Source organism: Flagellimonas profundi, from assembly GCF_017313275.1.
Lineage (GTDB): Bacteria > Bacteroidota > Bacteroidia > Flavobacteriales > Flavobacteriaceae > Flagellimonas > Flagellimonas profundi.
Window position 1 is genome coordinate 1,111,564 of record NZ_JAFLNM010000001.1, and the last position, 22,556, is coordinate 1,134,119.

The 22,556-nt window shown below is 42.6% G+C and carries 19 protein-coding genes; 11 read left to right on the forward strand and 8 right to left on the reverse strand.

The window, feature by feature from the left end:
• Positions 1-62: 62 nt before the first annotated feature.
• The 6 genes from J0654_RS05175 to J0654_RS05200 all read right to left on the reverse strand — a co-directional run bounded on the left by J0654_RS05175 (position 63) and on the right by J0654_RS05200 (position 5,432).
• Positions 63-620 (reverse strand): DUF4251 domain-containing protein, encoded by a 558-nt coding sequence (locus J0654_RS05175; protein ID WP_207026588.1) that lies wholly within the window; start codon positions 618-620, stop codon positions 63-65.
• Between the two features lie 68 nt (positions 621-688).
• Positions 689-1,606 carry an EamA family transporter gene (locus J0654_RS05180; RefSeq protein WP_207026589.1) on the reverse strand — a complete coding sequence of 306 codons (918 nt, stop codon included), beginning with the start codon at positions 1,604-1,606 and terminating at the stop codon, positions 689-691.
• A gap of 94 nt (positions 1,607-1,700) precedes the next feature.
• The gene (locus tag J0654_RS05185; RefSeq protein ID WP_207026590.1) at positions 1,701-2,018 is read right to left on the reverse strand and encodes a hypothetical protein; all 318 of its coding nucleotides are present in this window, start codon (positions 2,016-2,018) and stop codon (positions 1,701-1,703) included.
• A gap of 164 nt (positions 2,019-2,182) precedes the next feature.
• Entirely contained in the window at positions 2,183-2,875 is a 693-nt protein-coding gene (locus J0654_RS05190; RefSeq protein ID WP_207026591.1) for a YiaD family glycine zipper/OmpA-like lipoprotein, read from the reverse strand.
• A 4-nt stretch (positions 2,876-2,879) separates the two neighbouring features.
• Positions 2,880-3,365, reverse strand: a complete 486-nt coding sequence (locus J0654_RS05195) for a lipocalin-like domain-containing protein (RefSeq protein ID WP_207026592.1) — start codon at positions 3,363-3,365, stop codon at positions 2,880-2,882.
• 87 nt (positions 3,366-3,452) lie between these two features.
• Positions 3,453-5,432 (reverse strand): alpha-ketoacid dehydrogenase subunit alpha/beta, encoded by a 1,980-nt coding sequence (locus J0654_RS05200; protein ID WP_207026593.1) that lies wholly within the window; start codon positions 5,430-5,432, stop codon positions 3,453-3,455.
• 110 nt (positions 5,433-5,542) lie between these two features.
• Here J0654_RS05200 and J0654_RS05205 point away from each other — a divergent pair, with 110 nt between their 5' ends.
• From J0654_RS05205 to J0654_RS05225, 5 genes are all read left to right on the forward strand, one after another.
• Positions 5,543-6,493: an isopenicillin N synthase family dioxygenase gene (locus J0654_RS05205; protein WP_207026594.1), complete on the forward strand. Its 951-nt coding sequence runs from the start codon at positions 5,543-5,545 to the stop codon at positions 6,491-6,493.
• Between the two features lie 2 nt (positions 6,494-6,495).
• Positions 6,496-6,825 (forward strand): translation initiation factor, encoded by a 330-nt coding sequence (locus J0654_RS05210; RefSeq protein WP_207026595.1) that lies wholly within the window; start codon positions 6,496-6,498, stop codon positions 6,823-6,825.
• A gap of 143 nt (positions 6,826-6,968) precedes the next feature.
• Positions 6,969-7,901, forward strand: a complete 933-nt coding sequence (locus J0654_RS05215; RefSeq protein ID WP_207026596.1) for a DUF1835 domain-containing protein — start codon at positions 6,969-6,971, stop codon at positions 7,899-7,901.
• Positions 7,902-7,904: 3 nt separating this feature from the next.
• Positions 7,905-8,792: a nucleoside phosphorylase gene (locus J0654_RS05220; RefSeq protein ID WP_207026597.1), complete on the forward strand. Its 888-nt coding sequence runs from the start codon at positions 7,905-7,907 to the stop codon at positions 8,790-8,792.
• A 71-nt stretch (positions 8,793-8,863) separates the two neighbouring features.
• Positions 8,864-9,712: a substrate-binding domain-containing protein gene (locus tag J0654_RS05225; protein WP_207026598.1), complete on the forward strand. Its 849-nt coding sequence runs from the start codon at positions 8,864-8,866 to the stop codon at positions 9,710-9,712.
• Positions 9,713-9,854: 142 nt separating this feature from the next.
• On the opposite strand, the gene J0654_RS05230 is transcribed toward J0654_RS05225, so the two are convergent.
• Positions 9,855-10,520: a uracil-DNA glycosylase gene (locus J0654_RS05230; protein WP_207026599.1), complete on the reverse strand. Its 666-nt coding sequence runs from the start codon at positions 10,518-10,520 to the stop codon at positions 9,855-9,857.
• Between the two features lie 239 nt (positions 10,521-10,759).
• Between J0654_RS05230 and J0654_RS05235 the strand changes: the two genes are divergently transcribed.
• From J0654_RS05235 to J0654_RS05250, 4 genes are all read left to right on the forward strand, one after another.
• On the forward strand, positions 10,760-12,931 hold the full coding sequence (locus tag J0654_RS05235) for an endonuclease MutS2 (protein WP_207026600.1): 2,172 nt from the start codon (positions 10,760-10,762) through the stop codon (positions 12,929-12,931).
• A 296-nt stretch (positions 12,932-13,227) separates the two neighbouring features.
• Positions 13,228-14,436: a serine hydrolase domain-containing protein gene (locus J0654_RS05240; RefSeq protein WP_207026601.1), complete on the forward strand. Its 1,209-nt coding sequence runs from the start codon at positions 13,228-13,230 to the stop codon at positions 14,434-14,436.
• Between the two features lie 131 nt (positions 14,437-14,567).
• The gene (locus J0654_RS05245) at positions 14,568-16,034 is read left to right on the forward strand and encodes a Gfo/Idh/MocA family protein (protein ID WP_207026602.1); all 1,467 of its coding nucleotides are present in this window, start codon (positions 14,568-14,570) and stop codon (positions 16,032-16,034) included.
• A gap of 171 nt (positions 16,035-16,205) precedes the next feature.
• Positions 16,206-17,426 carry a permease gene (locus J0654_RS05250; RefSeq protein ID WP_207026603.1) on the forward strand — a complete coding sequence of 407 codons (1,221 nt, stop codon included), beginning with the start codon at positions 16,206-16,208 and terminating at the stop codon, positions 17,424-17,426.
• A gap of 67 nt (positions 17,427-17,493) precedes the next feature.
• Here the strand turns inward: J0654_RS05250 and J0654_RS05255 are convergent, their stop codons facing one another.
• Positions 17,494-19,107 (reverse strand): thiol-activated cytolysin family protein, encoded by a 1,614-nt coding sequence (locus tag J0654_RS05255; RefSeq protein WP_207026604.1) that lies wholly within the window; start codon positions 19,105-19,107, stop codon positions 17,494-17,496.
• 313 nt (positions 19,108-19,420) lie between these two features.
• Between J0654_RS05255 and J0654_RS05260 the strand changes: the two genes are divergently transcribed.
• On the forward strand, positions 19,421-21,313 hold the full coding sequence (locus J0654_RS05260; RefSeq protein WP_207026605.1) for a tetratricopeptide repeat protein: 1,893 nt from the start codon (positions 19,421-19,423) through the stop codon (positions 21,311-21,313).
• 192 nt (positions 21,314-21,505) lie between these two features.
• The gene (locus tag J0654_RS05265) at positions 21,506-22,552 is read left to right on the forward strand and encodes an FG-GAP repeat domain-containing protein (protein ID WP_207026606.1); all 1,047 of its coding nucleotides are present in this window, start codon (positions 21,506-21,508) and stop codon (positions 22,550-22,552) included.
• Positions 22,553-22,556 lie beyond the last annotated feature (4 nt).

Below are 22,556 nucleotides of genomic sequence, written 5' to 3' on the forward strand. Positions count from 1 at the left end.
ATAAAGCTATAATAAAATGATGGAACCCTCATGCCCCTTACGGCATTCTTTTGTGATTTGACCTACTCTTCGTCCTTAAATTCGGAAAGATCGCCCTGGTACCACATATTTGTTCGGTGCGTACTGGATATGGTAAGCCTTGCCCTGCCATTGGGATAAAGCTGGGCAATCACCTGAAATCCTTCGGACTCGTGGTCTATGGTGAAACGCATGGTTTGGCCCGTTCCATTTTTGATGGGTGAAAACGAGAGTTCTTCGGGAATTCCCTCAAATAGGATCCCTGTATTGTTCTGATTGTAGTAGCCGCCCATTCTGCGTTCCCCATAAAAGGGCAGGTCGGCCATAACACTATCGCCTACCATGCGAAAATAGCCCCCGGTTCCCGAAACATCAATTCGGCTGGCGGTACTGCCCGGTGGCAATAATCCTGCATTTGCTATACTGTTTAAACTTTGGGTGGCCATGGGTTGCGCCAGAAGAACTTTGACTTCAAAATGTTTTTGCGCGATCATGTTGTCGAAAGCGGCAAGCTCTTCCGGAGTGGCCTTGCTTTTGCTCGAAGCGCACGCTATCGAAAACAACAATAGCATATAGGCGCCAATTTTTATCAGGGACTTCATTGGTGTAAGAATTAACTTCCTACAAATTACAAAATCCAAGAACCAATTCCGAGATAAATAACGGTGTATTAACGTTTAAAACGTTCAAAAATGGCCAATGTCTTTTTGGTATTGATAAAATACACCCCCGTTAAAAGAACGGCAGCCGCGATAATGGATTGTAGGGTAATTTGTTCATCCAAAAAATACCATCCCAGTAGCAGGGCCACTATGGGATTTACGTAGGTAGATGTAGCCACTTTTTCTGGGGAAACGGCCTTAAGCAAGTAATTGAAGGAGGTAAAGGCCACAATACTCCCAAAAAAGATGAGCAAAAGCATGGCAATCTGTACTTCTCCACTCCAAGCCATCGGAGAGGACCATTCCTCACCAAAACCAAGGCTCATCAAACTTAAAATAATGCCGGCAAAAAGCATTTGATAGCCCGTATTCACAAAATAGTTGGTGGGCAAGTCCGCTTTGGCCACAAAAAGACTGGCATAGGCCCAACAGAGCATACAGAAAAAAATCATGATCATGCCCACAATGGACTCTTCCTGTGTTATAATTTGCTTTTGACTCACCAATAAATAAATTCCGACCACTCCAAAAACAACGCCGACCACGGACATGGGCTGTATTTTTTTGCCCTGTAGGATTCGCATCAGCAATAGGATAATAAGCGGTTGAGAGGAAATTTCGAGGGCGGCAAAACCGGTATCCACATATCGTAAGGCCCAAACTACCAATCCGTTGCCGATACTCAGGAACAGAATTCCAGCTATTATGGTATTGAAAAGTTGTTTTTGTGTTATCCTGAGCGAAATCCCCATGATTTTTGCCAGTAGGAAAATGAAAAGACCCGCCAAGGTAAACCTACAACTGGCCAGCATAAACGGTTCCAACTCCAGAACGGCTATCTTGTTCAATAAATACGTAGACCCCCAAATAACATAGATGGCAAAAAAAGCCATTACGACGAGAGCGGAGTTTGAGGATTTTCCCATTCAAAGACAGTTTAACTGCCCTGCAATATTACGTATGTTTACGGAAGAAAATAAGGGTGTGCCAAAAATTTTGGAAATTATTTACACGGGTTTTTTAATCACGTAGATATGAAGCAAAATCCCGCTCAAGCTCCTTAAATCGATTTAAGTGATTCACCACTTCTTTGTTGTTGGCGTCAGATAAGTCCAATTCGTGCTTCCTGATTTTGGACATCACCTGTTTCTGGTACTTTTTATAGTTTTGAATGCTTTTGTTGAGCTCGTAATACTTTTCAAACTGTTGGGGACATTTGGGTTCGTAGGTGTATGAGCTCAGTTTTTCTGACAGGCGCTGCACCATTCTATTGTTTCGTTCCACCTTTACCAGTAGTTCCTGTTGGTATTTGATACTATTTTGGGTGGCGTTTTGCATATACTTAGAAAAGATTTTTAAGTACTAAGAAATTGACACCCTTGAAGTTAACTAATTTCTGTCAAAATCTTGTCGGCTTAACCCAGATTTAATGGTTTATTTAACATCTATCAATAAAAAAGCCCGGTAACGACCGGGCTTTATATACTTAAAAGGAAATCCTCCTAGTTTTTGGTTTGCTCGTAAGCCTCCTGTTTCAGCTCATCGCTGGCAATAATCGCAAGCTCTACACGTCTGTTTGCTGCTTTGCCTGCAGCAGTTTCGTTGCTTTCAACAGGTTGCTCCTCTCCGTACCATTTGGTAGTGAAACGTCCACTTGAAATACCTTTGGCCACCAAATAACCGGTTACGGCCTGCGCCCTACGCTGGGAAAGTCCCATGTTGTATTCCGCTGCACCATCGCTATCGGTATGGCCTTCCACCAAGATGTTTGTTTTTGGATATTCTTTAAAGATCCCGGCCAATTTATCCAATGTGTTGGCGGAAGCACCCTTAATGTCGGATTTGTTGGTGTCAAAATAAACACCGTTCTCACCGCTGAAGGTAACGTTGATACCCTCACCTACACGTTGTACTTCGGCCCCTGGAATCTCCTGTTCTATTTTTTCGGCTTGGCGGTCCATTCGATTACCTATATAACCTCCGGCAGCACCACCTACTACGGCGCCGATTATGGCACCCAAGGCCGTATTTCCTTTTCCTACGTTGTTACCGATGACACCACCGATTACAGCGCCACCACCAGCACCGATAGCGGCACCTTTTTGAGTGTTGTTGGCATTTTTAATGGCATCGCAACTAATAATCATGGTCAACGCCAAAAAAGCCGTTGCCCCTTTTAATACTATATTTTTCATGAAATTATTTTTTTGAGAATTCGTAAACTATGGTCACGGGCTGACCTTCAACGGAAACATTGGATTTAAGCGTCATGGCTTGTTCGGACAAACTAACAATGTTCAACCGATACCCGTAGCCTCCCGAGATATCTTTTCGGTTTTCGTCAATAAACTTGAATTGAAGTTGGCTCTGGTAATTTTGTTCGGGTTCCACCACGGACCATCTAAAAAAACGGTCCCCTCCTTGGCAGAGCGAACTTGGAGCGATGGTATAGCGTCCTGTACTGTTATTATCCCTAAAGAACCATTCACTGTCCTCAAAACAGATATCGTCTGCATCGTTAAAAATGACAGACTTAAAGTTACCTGAATTGTTTTCGTAGTAGACATTGTCCAAATTCCAAGTGCCGCTGAAAAGATTTCGTTGCGTTCTAGCGCTTTTGGAAATTGAACATGACGAGAGCAAAAGTCCCATCACTGCAATCATTAAAATTGATCGTTTCATCATAGGTGTTAAGTTAATGTTCAAAAAATATACGATTGGGGATATGCTTATAGTTGTTAAATTATTAAAAAATTAGCTAACCAACTGGTTTTAATATTGATATAATTCAATTAATTCCGATTCAAATCGCTTTTTGGGCAAAAAATTGGCTTCCAGCGATTTTGCGAAGGGCACTGGGGTTTCCAAGCTCCCTACTCTTTTCACTGGGGCGTCCAAAAACTCAAAACAGTTCTCCATTACCATGGCAGAAATATCGCTTGCTATACCTCCAAATAAAGTGTCTTCTTGCAAAATGATCATCTTGCCTGTTTTTTTGATCGATTTGAAAATGGTTTCCGTATCCAATGGTTGAAGGGTTCGAAGATCAATCAGATCTACATCGATCTCCGGGTGTTTTTCCAATACTTCAAGAGCCCAATGCACCCCAGCGCCATACGTGACCACGGAAATGGACTCCCCCTCCTGCAAAAGCTTTGCTTTACCAAAAGGCAAGGTATAATAATCGGTAGGTACATCGCCCTTAATGCTTCTATATAATCCTTTGTGTTCAAAAAACAAGACAGGGTTCGGGTCGTTTATGGCCGTGTTCAACAAACCTTTGGCATCATAAGGAAAAGCGGGGTACACCACTTTTAAGCCCGGGGTCTTGGTAAACCAGGCTTCATTGGTCTGTGAATGGAAGGGACCTGCCCCCACTCCACCACCGCAAGGCATTCGAATGACCACATCGGCGTTCTCATTCCATCGATAATGTATCTTGGCCAAATAATTGACTATTGGGTTGAACCCAGAGCTTACAAAATCAGCAAACTGCATCTCAACTACAGCCTTCATCCCGTTAATGGACAATCCCATGGCGGTGGAAACTATCGCTGACTCACAAATGGGTGTATTGCGCACCCGACTTTTCCCAAATTTGGGCACAAAACCTTCGGTGATTTTAAAAACACCTCCATAATCCGCCACATCTTGCCCCATGATAATGAGTTCGTTATGCCTGTACATGGATTGCTCCAATCCTTGGGAAATGGCATCCACGAGCCTTACATTTTGTGTTGTGTTTGATTCTGGTTTAATTTCTTGATAATCAAATTCTTGATATACCTCTTTTAACTCCTTACTTTCATATGAAGAAACATCAGGCTCATCAAAGGCCAACTGCAGATTGGAATTGATTTCTTCCATGATTTCCGCCTTGTATTCCTCAACGAACTCCTCGGTGAGCACACCTTCTTCCAATAAAAAGCTTTCGTAGTTGGAGATTGGGTCTTTCTTGCCCCACTCTTTCATTAACTTATCGGGAACATACTTGGTGCCACTCGCCTCCTCGTGCCCGCGCATGCGAAAAGTTTTGAATTCCAACAACACAGGTCTTGGCCTTCGCCGAATAGCTTTGCACAATTCGTCCACTTTGGCAAATACCTCGAGAATATTGTTTCCGTCAATAATTCTAGACTCGATACCATACCCCTTGGCCCTATCTGCCAAATGCTCACAGTTGTATTGCTCGTTGGTGGGCGTGGAAAGCCCGTAACCGTTGTTTTCAATACAGAACAACACAGGTAGGTTCCATACCGAGGCTACGTTCAAAGCTTCGTGAAAATCTCCTTCGCTGGTAGCACCTTCCCCGGTAAAAACAGCGGTGACACGCTTTTTTCTACGTAGCATATCCGCTAAGGCAATCCCATCGGCCACCCCTAATTGAGGGCCCAAATGGGAAATCATCCCCACAATCTTGTATTCCTGGGTTCCAAAATGAAAACTTCGGTCCCTGCCTTGGGTAAAACCACTTTGTTTGCCCTGCCACTGTGCAAAAAGTCGGTTCAGGGGAATGTTTCTTGAGGTGAACACCCCAAGGTTCCGGTGCATGGGAAGAATGTATTCACTATCCTTGAGCGCTTTGGTAACGCCCACGGAAATTGCCTCTTGCCCTATACCACTAAACCATTTGGAAATTTTGCCTTGCCGAAGAAGAATCAGCATTTTTTCCTCTATCAATCTGGGCTTCAGCATGCCTTTGTACAAATCCAACAACTTTTCGCGTTCGAAGCTGCCAACATGATACCTCATACAATAAAATTCTGTTCGTTAAATGTAGTAAAAAGCCTTTCAAAACACCTTAAAATTCCAAAACCTTCGGCATTATTCCCTATTTTTGGGCAGATTCCAAATATGACAATATGAGTGCTATTCCAAGCGTGGACCTGAAAGATTTTGTTTCAGGCGACCCAAAAAGAAAAGAAAAGTTTGTCAAAGAAATAGGTGCTGCTTTCGAGGATATCGGTTTTGTGGCCCTAAGCGGACATTTCCTGTCCGATGAACTGGTCGAAGACCTATATACAGAAATAAAAAAGTTCTTTAACCTACCACAGGAAACCAAGGACAAATACGAGATTGAAGGTATTGGAGGGCAGCGCGGGTACACCTCCTTCGGAAAAGAGCATGCCAAGGGCAAAAAAGAAGGAGACCTGAAAGAGTTCTGGCACTTTGGCCAGTATGTGGAAGATAATCCCAAATTGGAAGCGGAATACCCGGATAATGTTACTGTAGAAGAACTTCCCGATTTTAATCGAGTTGGAAAGGAAACCTATAAAATGCTGGAAAAAACAGCAAAATACGTATTGCGGGCATTGGCCTTGCACTTGGGTCTGGAAGAAACCTATTTTGACGACTATATTAAAAATGGCAATTCCATTTTAAGGCCGATTCATTATCCCCCCATTACCGAAGAACCCAAAAACGCAGTGAGAGCAGCGGCGCATGGCGACATTAATTTGATCACCTTGTTGATGGGCGCTCACGGAAAGGGGCTTCAGGTAAAGGACCATCAAGGAAACTGGGTGGATGCCATTGCCCAACCGGACCAATTGATGATCAATGTGGGGGACATGTTGTCCAGATTATCCAACAACAAGCTTAAATCCACTATTCACCAAGTTGTGAACCCTCCAAAGGAGCTTTGGGGCACATCCAGATACTCTATTCCGTTTTTTATGCACCCAATAAGCGATATGCCGCTCAACTGCCTGGAAAACTGTATCGACGAGGAACACCCAAAAGCCTTTGCGAATATTACTGCAGGCGCTTATTTACACGAACGATTGATAGACCTAGGATTGATTAAAAAGTAAGTATGGATTTAGGAGACCAGCTCAAAGATTTATTCCCAGATCATGTTCCGGAAGAGGATTCCAACGGAGAACAGGAAAAATCCCCTTATTGGCTTCAGGATGACCCGATTATTTGCAAATATGAAAAGCGCAAAGGAAAGCCTGTAACCATCCTGGAAGGGTACAATGGGGCGGATAGTGATTTTAAAAAACTGACGAAAGACCTAAAAACACTCTTGGGCGTAGGAGGAAGTTTTAAAAACGAAACCATTATCATACAAGGTGATTTCCGGGATAAAATCATGGATTTCCTAAAGGATAACGGGTTTTCTGTTAAGCGCGTTGGTGGATAACTGCTGATTCTTTAAAAAAAAGAATTGCTTTTTTCCACATGTTAAAAAGTTGGCCAGAATACCAATGTTTTGTGAAAAAATTTTTCTGTTCCTGCTTTAAACCTTATTTTTATTATTCCTAACCAACGAAAACATAGCTGAAAATGAAATCACTGTTGCACATAACCAACGGGGACAGTTTCACGTCTAGATTACAATCTTTGGAATTTAAAGGTGATGTAATCACTTGGAGGGAAATGCTTTGCGAAGGCAAAACCCTCTCCACAGTAGGAAGCGAATCGTTCTGGAAAACAAGGTTCGAGTTCCTAAACAAGAATTACAAAGTTTCCAAGTCTTGGTTTATCGAGAAAACCCTCAAGGAATATCGATCGCTTTGTAACCACAAACAACAGGACCAAATTGTTCTTTGGTTCGAATACGACCTTTTTTGCCAAATCAATATGCTGGCCGTAATAAGCTGGTTGAAACAGCATCGGAGACACGCGGAAATTTCTTTGGTGTGCAGTGGCAAAGTGGAAGGCTCCACTAAACTCTATGGGTTAAACGAGCTCGACGACGACAAGTTGATGGAGCTTTACGACAATAGAAAAGTGCTTTCACAAGACGATATAGAATACGCCGATTATATTTGGCAATTATACTGTAGCGACAATCCCATCCGATTGGAAAACCAAATCGACAACAACGATTTTCAATTCGAGTACTTGTCGGATGCACTTAAAACACATCTAAAACGATTCCCTACCATTAAAAACGGACTTAACGACTTGGAGAACCATATTTTGGAAGTGGCCAAACAGGAAAAGCCAAGGTCCAAAAAAGAATTACTTCATAATTTATTGACCGATCAAGGATTTTACGGTTTTGGGGACACACAGTACGAACGCATGGTAACTTCGTTAAAACCTTTATTCAGTTCTTTTGACCCGGTCAAATTGACCAAAAAAGGATTGGACGTGCTAAAACAAGAAGCAAATTATTATTCGGAACTACGTGATAATCAAATGTATTTAGGCGGTTCCTTAAAGTATAACTTCCTATACAATACTGAGATAGACCGAATCCTAAAATTATAATTCATGAGCTCATCACTGGGCAGTTCAGAGCTTATTCTGAATCCTGATGGGAGCATTTACCATCTCAACCTTCTTCCAGAAGACATCGCCACCACCATTATTACGGTAGGTGATCAAAATCGTGTGCACGAAGTATCCAAATACTTTGATTCCGTTGAGGTGCAAAAAAACAAACGTGAGTTTGTCACTCATACCGGAGTTTATAAGGGCAAACGAATCACTGTAATTTCCACGGGTATAGGAACGGACAATATAGATATTGTTTTTAATGAACTCGACGCTCTTGCCAACATAGATTTTGACACACGCCAGATAAAAACCAATAAGAAACAACTCAATTATATACGGGTTGGTACATCCGGCTCCCTACAACCCGACATACCCATTGATTCCTTTTTAATGAGTACGGCCGGTATCGGTTTCGACAATCTTTTGCATTTTTATGACTGTGGACACATCAAAAATCAAGAGCTGGAACTGGCCGTTACCGATTACTTGGGCTGGGGCAAACATAACATCCATCCTTACGCGGTGGATTTTGATTCGGATTTGGGTGATGTTTTTTCTTCAAATCGTATACGATTAGGCTTAACAGGTACAAATTCAGGGTTTTACGGCCCGCAAGGAAGAACGCTTCGTATATCTCCCGCCATTCAAGACTTTAACGACAAACTAGCGGCCTTTTCCTTTAGGGGAACACGTATAACCAACTTGGAAATGGAAACCGCAGCCATGTACGGAATTGCAAAACTGCATGGACATCGAGCTGTTTCTTTAAACGCCATATTGGCCAACAGGGCCACAAGTGAGTTCTCCAAGCAAGGTCATCAAACCATTGATGAACTTATCCAATACACCTTGGGCTGCATAGCCAAAAGTCAATTGGTATAATTTTTCGAAGGGCATTTTTTGAAAAATACCGCATGGCATCATAACTTTAACTGTACAAACAAGCCAAACAAATGAAAACGATAAAAATAATCGGAGTCCCCGAGCATTTTAACCTTCCTTGGCACTTGGCAATGGAAGACAATGCTTTTGAAGACCGAGGCATTCAATTGGAATGGACCGATGTTCCCGAAGGAACGGGAAAAATGACCAAGATGCTTCAAGATGGTGAAGCCGACCTAGGGATTATCCTTACTGAAGGAATCATTAAAAGTATCTCGCAGGGTAATCCCAGTAAAATTGTTCAGGAATACGTTTCCTCTCCTTTACTTTGGGGCATTCACGTGGATGCCAACAGTGAGCGCAACTCAATTGGAGATTTAAAAGACGATACAGTAGCCATCAGCCGGATGGGCAGCGGGAGTCATTTAATGGCCTATATCAACGCCCAAAACCAAGGATGGGACACGGAAAAGCTCCAGTTCGAGATCATCAACAATCTCGATGGTGCCGTGGACAACCTCACAAGTGGGTCCAATGCTTATTTTATGTGGGAGCATTTTACCACAAAGCCCCTAGTGGACAATGGCACCTTTAAACGTGTGGGTGACTGCCCTACCCCTTGGCCCTGTTTTGTGATTGCAGCTTCGGAAAAGTTCATTAAAGAAAATGAAGGTTTACTAAAACATGTATTGGAAGTCATTAACACCTATACTTCCGAATTCAAACAAATTCCAAGTATCGATAGAACCTTATCCAACCGGTACGAACAAAAACTGGAGGACATACAGGAATGGTTGTCCAAAACCACTTGGGGACAGGAACAACTCTCCGAAGCAACGGTAAACGAGGTACAGACCAGATTGCACAACCTTAAATTGATCGATGAAGTCAGGAAGGCATCAGAATTCCTTTGGGAATAGAGGTCCAATTGAGGCCAAAGAGGTAAGGGGTATGGTTTAGGTTATTTGGAAATGGGGCAACATTAAAACCCAACCTTCCAACAATCCAACGCTCCAACGTTCCAACAATCGAAAAATCCAAGGTTCCAACAATCCCAATTAATTACCAATCAATGGGCTCTTTACCCATTTTGGCCAATAAGCTATTTGTTTTGCTAAAATGCTGGTTGCCGAACCATAATCCGCGATTGGCGCTCAAAGGCGAGGGATGACCCGAGGTTAAGATGTGATGCTTGGTTTTGTCTATCAAGGATGATTTTTTCTTCGCAAATCCGCCCCAGAGTAAAAAAACAACACCTTCCAGTTCGCTGGAAACCGTTTTGATCACGGCATCGGTAAACTGCTCCCATCCTTTTTTTTGGTGACTCCCAGCCTGATGCGCACGAACCGTTAAAGTTGCATTCAACAACAACACTCCTTGGTCTGCCCAATGTTCCAGATTACCACTCTTTGGATAGGGTTTTTCCATATCAGTTTTGATTTCTTTGAAGATATTCACCAAGGATGGCGGATGCGGTACACCATCTTTCACGGAAAAACACAATCCGTTTGCCTGATTGGGCCCATGATAAGGATCTTGACCGATGATCACCACTTTGGTTTCTTGAAACGGACAATGGTCAAAGGCCGCAAAAATATCCTTACCCTTTGGGTAACAGGTAGCCTGTTGGTATTCCTGTTTCACAAAAGTGGTCAATTCTTGGAAATAAAGCTGTTCAAACTCGTTGTTCAATTGCCCTTTCCAGCTCGGCTCAATGTTTACGTCCATGCGATGATTTTACTTCTTTTTGGTCAGTTTATAAATCAAATACCCAATGCCCACGGCAAAATGGAGCAGAACAACGCCTGCAATAATATAGATCACCGTATTGTCGCTCCTCATTTTAATTGGATTTTACTGAATAACACAGGGGCAGATCAAAAGTACACAAAGCGAATTGTTTTTGCTAAATGGGAAGACCTCAAAAACACATCAAAATCCTATCTTTGCGCTGCTAGTAGAAAAAGATGCAAAACATTCACTCCAAAACACTTCAAGATCTAGAGTTTCCGACGGTATTGAGCCAAATCGCCTCGCGATGCAATACAGAACTGGGAAAAGAAGATGCCTTGTCCATACAACCTTTCCGAGATAAGGAGGAACTGATGGATGTACTGGGGCAAACTTCGGAGTATTTGGCTTCTTTTTCCAATTACAATCGTATTCCGAATCATGGTTTTGACCATATCAACAATGAATTGGGGCTGCTCAAAATCGACAACAGCACTTTGGAGATAGCCGGTTTTCGAAAAATTGGAGGTATCTGCAAAACCGTGGCCATTCACCAGAAATTCTTTAAGAAATTCAAGGAGTACTATCCGCTGCTTTTTAATAAAGTGAATGCACTGGAACTGCACTCAGAAATCCCAGCTGCCATTGATGATGTCATCGACAAATTCGGAGAAATCAAAGATTCCGCCTCGGATGAGCTACGGTACATTCGAAGCCAGATCAATAATGTGCGCAGTAAGATCAATCAGAGTTTTAGTGCTGCGCTGGGCCGTTATCAATCTTCCGATTTTTTGGATGAAATCCGGGAGTCCGTAATGGAAAACCGTAGGGTATTGGCCGTTAAAGCGATGCACCGCAAAAAGGTGAAGGGTACCGTGATGGGTACCTCCAAAACGGGAAGCATCGTGTATATTGTGCCAGAGGCCACATTGACCTACACTCGAGAGCTCAATAATCTCGAATTTGAGGAAAAAGAGGAGATTCAACGTATCTTAAACAAGCTAACGGACGAAATTCGGCCATATATCGAGGTACTTCAGCAGTATCAAAAGCATTTGTCCGATACCGATATTACCGCGGCCAAGGCAAAATATGCCAACGAGATGAACGGGTTGTTGCCCGAAATCAATGAGGAACGAGAACTGTTCCTACGCGATGCTTTTCATCCCCTGCTCTATTTGTCCAACAAACGAAAGAACGAGAAAACCTGGCCACAGACCATAAAACTGCATAAGGAGAATCGAATCATTGTGATTTCGGGACCGAATGCCGGAGGAAAAAGTATCACACTAAAGACCATCGGGTTGCTTCAAGTGATGTTGCAAAGTGGCATGCTGATTCCCGTGCACGAACGCAGTTCCGTTTGCTTTTTTGATAAAATTTTGACGGATATTGGAGATAATCAATCCATTGAAAATCATCTAAGCACATACAGTTATCGACTCAAGAACATGAACTACTTTCTTCGAAAGTGCAACGATAAAACCCTGTTCTTGATCGATGAGTTCGGAACAGGTAGTGACCCCGAATTGGGTGGTGCGCTTGCCGAAGCTTTCCTGGAAGTGTTCTACGAACGTGAAGCTTACGGGGTCATCACAACACACTATGCCAATTTAAAGGCTTTGGCCAACGAACTACCGCATGCCACCAATGCCAATATGCTGTTCAATTCCAAAACACTGGAACCGACCTTCCAATTGGTTTTGGGCGAGGCAGGAAGCTCCTTTACATTTGAGGTTGCCCAAAAGAACGGCATCCCCTACTCTTTGATCAACAAGGCCAAGAAGAAGATAGAGCGTGGAAAGGTCCGTTTTGATGCCACCATTGCCAAACTGCAAAAAGAACGTAGTAAAATGGTGGAGACGGGCTCCAAACTCAAAGAAGAGGAATCCAAGGCCCGTGAGGAAAATGAACGTTTGGAGAAACTCAATTCCAAGATCAAATCCAAGTTGGAGAGCTATCAGGAAATGTACGACCACAACCAGCGTATGATTCAATTGGGCAACAAATTGAATACCGCTGCCGAAAAGTATTTCATTGATAAAAAGAAACGCCCGTTGATCTCGGAAATGCTTCGCATTGTGGAAACGGAAAACAGTAAGCGTAAAAAAACCACGGCTAAAAAGGCCAAGGCCAAACAGCAGGAAAAGAAACAGGTGGCCCAAGAACTGGAGCAAAAGATCAAGAAGGTACGTGTAGAGAAGAAAATCAAAAAGAAAAAAGCCATCCAGGCCGAAAAGAACAAACCGCGACCAGTATTTAAAATTGGAGACCGTGTTCGTTTAATGGACGGTAAGGCCGTAGGCACCATCGACACTTTGGAAAAAGGAAAAGCAGTGGTCAACTATGGCATGTTTACAACCAATGTAAGCGTAGACCAATTGGACTTGGTGGAGGCTAAGAAGTAATTCAATGTCATTCCTGCGAAAGCAGGAATCCAATCATTATTTTCCATATGGTGGGTGAGGCACCTTACTACGACCATCCTCAGCATTTGTAAACAAGGCATTAGATTGCATATTAAGTTGGAAACTGCCAACAGTGGGTTATGCATCTCAAATCATTTGGCAATTTATTTTACCACAGTCTCTATTCATCCCAAAAAAATTTGAAAACAGAGCTAAGTTTAAGAATATGGTTAGATAAGAGGGTTGCAACATTGTAAAATCAAACTCGTCCTTGTTAAAATGATCAAAACAATCATATGATGAAAAAAATGAGGTCAAGTCTAATTTTTATTTCCATTGCTATACTCTCGTGCCAATCAAACAAGAAAAAAGAAGTAGTATCCCCCTCTATCGAAACCAATACAGCAATTCAGGATAAGATTGAGAACAATATCCATCCCATAGACGAAAACGGTAAAAGCGACTCAATTGCTACTACACTTGAGTCGAGAATGAAAGCTTTAAACATACCTGGGACAAGCATTACTGTTTTCGATGACAACAAAATCCTCTGGTCACAAGGTTATGGTAAAAAAAATATGCAAACGGAAGAAGATGTAAATGAAGAGACCATTTTCCAAGCTGCCTCAATATCCAAGCCTGTTACCAGTGTGGCCGCCTTTAAATTGATAGAGCAAGATAAATTTTCACTCCATGAAAACGTTAACTCCAAATTGATACGATGGAAAGTACCTGAAAATGAATTTACAAGAACTGAAAAAGTAACACCTCGAAGAATAATGAGCCATACTTCGGGATTAAGCACCTCTGGTTTTCAAGGTTACAACAAAAAAGATTCCATACCAAGCTTAGTAGAGATTTTACAAGGAAGTAGCATAATCAATTCAGAACCTGTACGTGTCCTACAAAAACCTGGGGAATCCGAGTTGTATTCCGGTGGTGGAATGGAAGTATTACAATTGCTAATGGAAGATGTGAGCGGAAAAAAATTCTCTCAGCTTCTAAAAGAATTGGTTCTTAATCCTGCTGAAATGAGCCATAGTTCCTTTGCTTATCCCCTACCAGAAAAACTAAGCAAATTAACTGCTTTTGGCCACGATGAAAATGGTAATGTGATTGACGGAGGCTATCATCTTTATCCCGAAAAAGCAGCAGCAGGCCTTTGGAGCACCCCTACGGATTTAGCACAATTTATGATAGCACTGGGTAAATCATATCGAGGAGAAGACACCCGGTTTTTAAGTCAAGAATCTGCACGAACTATGATGACCCGTGTACCCAACGCTGGCGGAATTGGAATAGGTATCGATGGAAAGGGCAGAGCTTTTCGTTTTAGACACACTGGTGGAAATGCTGGTTTTGTTTGTTATGCTGTATCTTTTGCAGATACTGGACGTGGAGTTGTTGTAATGACCAATTCGGATAACGGTTTTCCTTTTATTCATGAAATAGTAAGGGCTGTTTCCAAAGCGTATAATTGGCCACCGATGTGGATGCATGAATGATAAACTTTACATTATAAACTTCCTTTAGTGTGGAGTTTTTTGAGGAACTACAGCAAAAAATACGTATTTATTCCCAATTGTATTTTTCCTATCTTGTTTGGCAATAAGAATTAAACCAACCTAAACAAGAAATGAAGAAACCACTGACTTCTTCCAGTAGAAGAAATTTTGTAAAAAACACCGCACTCGCTTCCAGTATTTTTATTGTTCCCCGCCACGTTTTGGGAGGTCCTGGATTTTTGGCCCCTAGCGACCGCTTGAACATTGCCGCCATAGGCGCTGGAGGTAAAGGTGCGTCTGATATTGCCAACGCATCCGTTAATGGTCGGGAAAATGTTGTTGCGCTTTGCGATGTTGACTTTTCCGGGTCCGCAAAGCAATCCGTAGAGCGTTTTCCCAAAGCCAAACTATTCAATGATTACCGCGAAATGCTGGATACTGTGAAGGATATCGATGCGGTTACCATAAGTACCCCCGATCATGTACACGGACCTGCAGCGGCCTATGCCATGGAAAGGGGTAAACATGTGTATGTGCAAAAACCCATGACCCACAATATCAGCGAGGCACGCATGCTGACCCAAATGGCCCGAGACAAACAGGTGGTGACCCAAATGGGAAACCAAGGGGCGTCCAATCCGTTATTGGGCTTAGTTCAAAAATGGGTGGATTCTGGAGCCTTGGGAAGGATCACCAAAGTGGAAATATGGACCAATCGCCCTGTTTGGCCACAAGGAAATGCAATGCCACAACCAGACCCTGCAAGCAAACCCGATGATTTGTTTTGGGACCTATGGTTAGGCCCAGCCCCCATGCGCCCCTACACACCCAATCTGCATCCATTTAATTGGAGAGGTTGGTGGGATTACGGAACTGGGGCTTTGGGTGATGTGGGCTGTCATTTGATCGATATCCCATACCGAACTTTGAAATTGGGATATCCCACTGCGGCCGAATGTAGCGTAGGAACGGTATTTTCGCAAATGTGGAATCCGGACTACCATCCGGAAGGGTGTCCCCCATCCTCGTTCATCACTTTGAATTATGAGGCCACGGACAAAACGGCCGCCCCATTGACCATGACCTGGAGCGATGGTGGTATACGCCCCTCCCACCCAGAGATTATTCCCGCTGATAGCGACATAGGAGGCCCTGGTAGCTACAATGGAGTTTTGATTCACGGAGAGCACGGAGTAATCTCCACGAATATAAACGACAGCTCCCCTTTGACCCCTAAATTATACATGAGCAATGGGGTTACCGAGTTTGGTCCAGAGGTAGAGGAAATGCCCGAACCGGAATATGGCCACCAACGTAAATGGGTGGATGCCTGTAAGGCCGGATTTGGCAGCGAAGAACACCAAGGATTGACCTCCTCGTTCGACTATGCGGGCCCGATGACAGAAACCGTATTGATGGGCAACCTGGCCATACGCAGCTATATGTTGCGCAGGGAGAACGACAAAGGCAACATGGAGTTTTATGGCCGTAAAAAACTGCTTTGGGATGGAGACAATATGGAAATCACCAATTTTGAGGATGCCAACCAGTTTGTCACCCGCACCTACCGCGAAGGGTGGAGTATGCAAGATGTTTAAACTGAATCCATACATTAAAAAAGGCCGCTGAATAGCGGCTTTTTTTTATGGTTAGATGCGGATGTATTACAAAATAGAGAAAGGATTCTTTTGAATTGGACAAAAAATCCCTGAACTTATAGGAGTACACGAATTCTGAATCAAGAAACCATATTTAAATAAACAGTTTACATGAATACATTTTTGCATGAATGGGGAGAGGCCGCTTATACCAGTCTAGGCTTTTTCTGGATGGCGCTATGGGCATTTGCCCTAGGTTACCTCATAAGTTCCATGATACAAGTTTTTGTTACGGAAAAGCGAATGCAAAAGGTGATGGGTGACAAAGGCGGGAAAAGTGTCCTACTGGGCACCTTTTTTGGTTTTATAAGCAGTTCCTGTAGCTTCTCCGCACTGGCAACTTCAAAATCCCTATTTAAAAAAGGGGCCAGCTTTGTTTCATCAATCGCCTTTTTATTGGCATCCACTAACCTGGTGATTGAATTAGGGATCATCATATCCATCTTTTTGGGCTGGCAATTTGTTGTTGGTGAATATGTTGGCGGGGTGTTACTTATTTTGTGCAGTTGGTTGCTGATTCGGATTATCAACCCGAAAAAGTTGATCCAAAATGCTAGAAAACGTTTGGATGAAGCCAAGGAAGAACACCTTGAGCAAGCTTCGTTGCGGGAAAAAATCACCTTGCAAGAAAATTGGGCGAAGGTGGGAAAGCAATACTTTATGGAATGGAAAATGGTGTGGAAAGATGTCACCGTAGGTTTTACCATTGCCGGAATAGTGGCCGCCTTTGTTCCGGATGCTTTTTTTGAAACACTTTTTATCAATACGGGACAAGGGCAACAATCGTTTGACTTTTTCACCCTGCTGGAACATGTAATCGTAGGTCCTGTTGCAGCCTTTCTTACCTTTATTGGCTCCATGGGAAACATTCCCTTGGCTGCTTTATTATTTGGTAAAGGTGTAAGTTTTGCTGGTGTAATGGCCTTTATTTTTAGTGATTTGGTTGTTTTTCCCGTGCTTCGCATCAATGCTAAATATTATGGTTGGAAAATGTCCTTATTTATACTTTTCCTATTGTTCACATCTCTTATAGGGGCTTCCTTGCTACTCCACTATGGCTTTGATTTTTTCGATGCCATACCCAGTGCCGCTGCCGATAAAATATCAGGAAAGGAATATTTTTCGGTTGATTATACTTTTTTCCTGAACATCGCTTTTCTGGCCATATCAGGAATAATGATCTACCTCGGTCTTTTTAAAGGGAAGGATGTTCATTACCATAAAGAAATGGCACCGAAAAGCCCTTTATTGGAGAAAACCTTAAAATGGATAGCTATACTAAGCTATTTCTGGCTAACCATTGGAATTGTGTTGAAGTTCATTACTATTTAAATAAAACAGCCGGCATCAAATGGTTGAACCCCACTTGAGCGGCCGACTGCCCTAGTAAATGACTAAATCAATATATTCTGGACATGTAAAATGTTACTTCAAAATCACTTCCAGAATCCTCTTCTAATTTCAACACCTCATTTTGAAGTATGGCGTTGCCATTATCGTCAAAGTTCATTTTGATGTCCTTTAAATATATTTTGCGTGAATTCTTGCCCAAGTATTCATTCGAACTAAATAAATCATCTTCAGAGAATTCCGCTTCAATCTGAACATAATCATTCTCCAAATCAGGCTTATAAAGCTCAACTTCACTGGCTTCGCCTCCCGGAATCGACCAAAACACGCCTTCCCTGATGCTTATATAATTGTTTGAGGTTCTGGTGTAGGATTCACTAGCCATTTGCTGACCTCCTTGGAACAGTTTGATGTTCAGATTGCCGCGCAAGGACAGATCCCCGCTTTCGCCGGCGTGCGAAATCATTTCGATACCTCCCAATTCAATTCGATATTTTTGATAGGCCTCATAACAGGTCCTAATGTTGTATTCACTGCTCAACACAACTCTCGCCACCGGAAAATCATTTCGGATATAGCGCAACGTATAGGCCAAAGGTGCGGCAGGGGAATCTGCCGAGTAGTTGCCCCCATTGGTAATGTACTCGTATACACCGGCAGGACCACTTACTGCCCCGGCGGCATCGGAACCACTGCCCCCTACGACCAAAGCTTCAATTTTAGAGTTATTGATGATACTCTGGTATTCGGCATTGCCATTGGCGTCCGCTGAATTGAACGAGGCATTGAACGCGGATTGTACATCCGTGATACTGGAGTTGGACTCCACGGTATATAGCACCATACGTCCATATTTTACCGAGGACACAATTACGGGGCTCGTGGAATTTAGCACAGGCATTTCATAGAACAAGGAACCCGGGTTGTTATTGGGTGGCAGGTCTAGATCAATCGTATAGTATTCCTGAAAATATTTGATGACGTATTTATAGCTGTATTGCGAATTGTCAAAATTGAAAGAGGCCGAAACATCCCTGTTCTTGGTGCGATAGTTAGCTCCCAAGGCTACACTGAGGTGTTGCTCGGAGTACACTTCTTCAATAGTGAAGTTCAACTTGGCAGCGGTGGCACCAGTGACCCCTTGTTGCAATACGCTATTGACCCCTTCCCTGACAGTGGACAGTTTAGGGTCCTCGATCTCAACCGATGATGTTCCATCGATATTCTGCAAGGAAACCGATAACGTAATTGGTGCCCGTCCACCGTTGATGCCAATATATTCCCCTGTTGGAATAGATTCACCTTTGAGCATGGCCCCAGGATAGATCACATCGGTGGTGGGATCCAACGAAAGCATTTCGTCAAAGCCTGGAGATGTTTTGTAACGCTGTACCACACATTCCTCCGTGACATCATCTGGATTTCGCTCTGGGTTTTCCGGTTCGCCCACTTCTTCGGTAGCCGCTTCGCTTTCCTGTTCAAACGATTGTAGACTTGCCAATACGGTATTGAAGTTCGTTTGCTCTTCTTCAGTAGGAGGTTCGGTGCCCGTAATCGGCGGTTCAGAGGATTCATCCTTTGAGCATCCGACACAGATGATCAAGCTCAATGACAGCACCATTAGTAAGGCACTGTTCTTAAAAAGTGATTGCTTTGTTTTCATAATTTTTAGTTTTTTGAGGTTCAACACGCTCGAAATTAGAGGCGTACGCTCCTCAAACCTATTTTCGGGCATGGACAAAGTATGGACAGCCACCATGGACGATACCCAAAAACCATATGGACAGCCTGATTTTAAAATTTGTGCAGTTCATCGATTAACACTAACAAAATCAATACTTTAAAGAGGTTTTGAAATCAGAATCGAAGAAAGGAAACATGGATTTTATATGGACAAGCCTTTTTTGGGTTTTATAATCCATTGGGATTCAAAGGCATAATATTTCTACCTTGTAGGACAACATGCAACCTTAACTATGAGAAAATCAGTCTTACACATCCTCTTTTTACTTGTTTTGGCACCCAGCTTAAGTTTTGGCCAATATGATGCCACCCCACAACAAATCGATAGTCTTCTGGAAGTATTGGCCAGCACCCCTATTGATTCCTCCAGAACCCCTATATTGGTTAATCTCTGGAGAGCCCATATTGATCGTGATATTGACAAGGCCTTCGGATATGCCGACCAACTCATTGATTTAGGGAAACAGTTGGACAATGTACCCATTCAGCATACAGGCTATCAAAGAATGGGAATTGCCTATTCCTACATTGACGATTACCCTTCATCCAATATCTATTACAGAAAAGCCATGAAACTGAGTGAGGAGCGTCAGCGTTATAGCTCCACAGCTGCCATGCAAATCAATATTGCCATCAACCATTCCATTATGAACCAACATGACAGCACGTTGATCTATGCCGACAAATCCATCGAAAATTTCGCAAAAGAGAATGACTCTACGGGAATCGCTGCCTGCTACAACGTTATTGCGGGCATGTATTTTAATAAAGGTCAATATAAATTATCGCTGGAAAGTTCCCTGAAGGCTATGGGGATATCGGAACGGCATAACGACCGTCGTGATGCCAAAACTTCCCTAAGAAACATTCACCAAAACTACCTCAAAATGAAGGATACCACCAACACCGTAAGGTATCTGAAAAGATTGATGCAGATGAATAGGGAGGATAATGACAAACATGGTTTAATCTCCGATTTAAGCAATTTGGGGATACTTTACACTAGCATAGGCGACAGTCTGGAAATCGCCAAAGAAATGTTGGACGAAAGTTGGGAGCTATCGCAGTCCATGAAATTCCCCAGCGGCCAAGTTTTCACCCTTTTGGGTTTGGGCAAGTATTATGTGAAAAAGAATGATATGGCACGGGCCCAATCCCTTTTTAAGGAATCGTTGAGCCTCGCTGATTCATTGAACCAAATAGGCAGTGTAGTGGACAACCAATTGGAATTGGCTGAGATTGCCCTTCAAGAAAATAGTCTTAATGAAGCCAAGTCCTGGTCGCAACAAGCCTTGACGCTATCAAAAAAAACAGATTTATTGGAAGATCAGGCGCAAGCCTATCAGCTTCTGTCGGAAATTGCGCTAAGGGAAGACAAACAAGGTGATGCTTTACGCTATTTTAAACAGTATAAAATAGTGAACGACAGTATTTACAACATTGAAAACGGTCAACGGCTATCCGAGCTTCAAACCATTTACGAAACCGAGAAAAAAGAAGCTGAAATCGCTCTGCAGGAAGAGGAGATCAACACTTTGAATGCAAAAGCCAAAGTGGATAAGCTCACCAAAGGGCTCTATGCCGGAGGCATGGCCTCTGCCCTAGCCCTTTCCGGATTATTGGTGTTCGGTTACCGTCAAAAAATGAAAAAGAACAAAATTGAACGGGAAAAGCAAGAGGAAATCTATCAACAGGAAATAGCACACAAAAAGAAGGAACTCGCCAGCCAAACCCTCCATTTGGTTCAAAAAAACACCTTTATCCAAGAGCTGATGGAGAACTTGGAGAACATTAAAAACTCCCCCGAAAAATTTAAAATGGAGTTTAGGCGTATGGTAATGCTCCTTAAAAAGGAAAACGCCTCAGACAAGGATTGGGAAGTATTCAAAACTTACTTCGCTGAGGTCCACAACGACTTTGACCAGAAACTAAAGACCATTTATTCGGACATATCGGAAAAAGAAATACGATTGGCCGCTTTTTTACGGATGAACCTGACCACCAAAGAGATTGCGGCAACCCTCAATGTGTTGCCCGATAGTATTCTTAAATCCAAATACCGATTAAAGAAGAAATTGGGACTGGACAAGGAAACGGATTTATCCGACTTTCTCAATTCCTTGTAAAATTAACTGGATTGTTGATAATTAAGTTAGATCATTACATATAATCTATTGATTTTAAGCTGGAAATAAACGAATTTGGTAGTTCAACCTAAGCATTTCCTTTAAATTATGCGATTTTTAACCCCGTTGCTATTCCTCTGTATTTCACATTTTTCTACAGCTCAAGAGGAATTATTCCTAATTCGGACAGATATGAACTTTGAAGAACCGCGATTTTCCTTCGGTACCGGAAAAAATCGCAGCGCTTCCATTAGTTTAGGAGATATTGACAATGATGGAGACTTGGATGCCATCATAGCAAACGGCAGACATTGGCCCGAAACCAATCTCATTTTCACCTACGAGCGACGTAATTTCAACACCATGGAATTTCTTGGCACCGAACATGCTACGAGCTATGCTGCAGAACTAGCGGATATGGACAACGATGGGGATTTGGATATCGTTGAGGTGAATGATAATGCGCCCCACAAAATTTATAGCAACGATGGTGATGGAAATTTTACATTCCACTCCTATTTCTCCTCCTACTCCAATGCCAGAAACGTAAACATAGGCGATTTGGACCAAGATGGCTATTTGGATATCATTGTCTGCAATCGTGGTGCACGGAATACCTTGTGCTTCAGCAATGGTGACCTCACCTATTCTTGCGAAGAATTGATAACCGAAAATAATTCGACCATAGATATTGCACTGGCAGATTTGAACAAGGACGGGTTATTGGATATTATCCTCGCCAATAGGGACAATAACCTCAATACCATCTACATCAACAAAGGCCAACGCAAGTTTGGGAAATTGATTGATTTTGGCTTTCGGGAATTGGATACAAGGTCCGTGGCCGTTGCCGATATGAACTTGGATGGCTTTTTGGATATTGTTACCGGTAATGTGGGTGGTGAAAACAAAATCTATTGGGGAGACAACGACTTAAAGTTCGACCGATCAATGAATTACGACAATGATTTGGAGCATACCTACGCCATTGCTTTGGCCGATTTTAACAAGGATGGTTTAATGGATATTGTCAACGCAAATTATGGTACGGCAAATACGGTATTTCTGAACAAGGAAGGCGAAGTGTTCGAAAAAGTGAACCTTATGCAGGACACCTTTAAAAGTTATGATGTCACCTTGGGCGATATCAATAATGATGGGTGGATGGATATAGCCTTTGCCAATTCGGACGATTTTAATGTATATCTATTGAACGTCATCAAAAACCTGGAAAAATAATTGA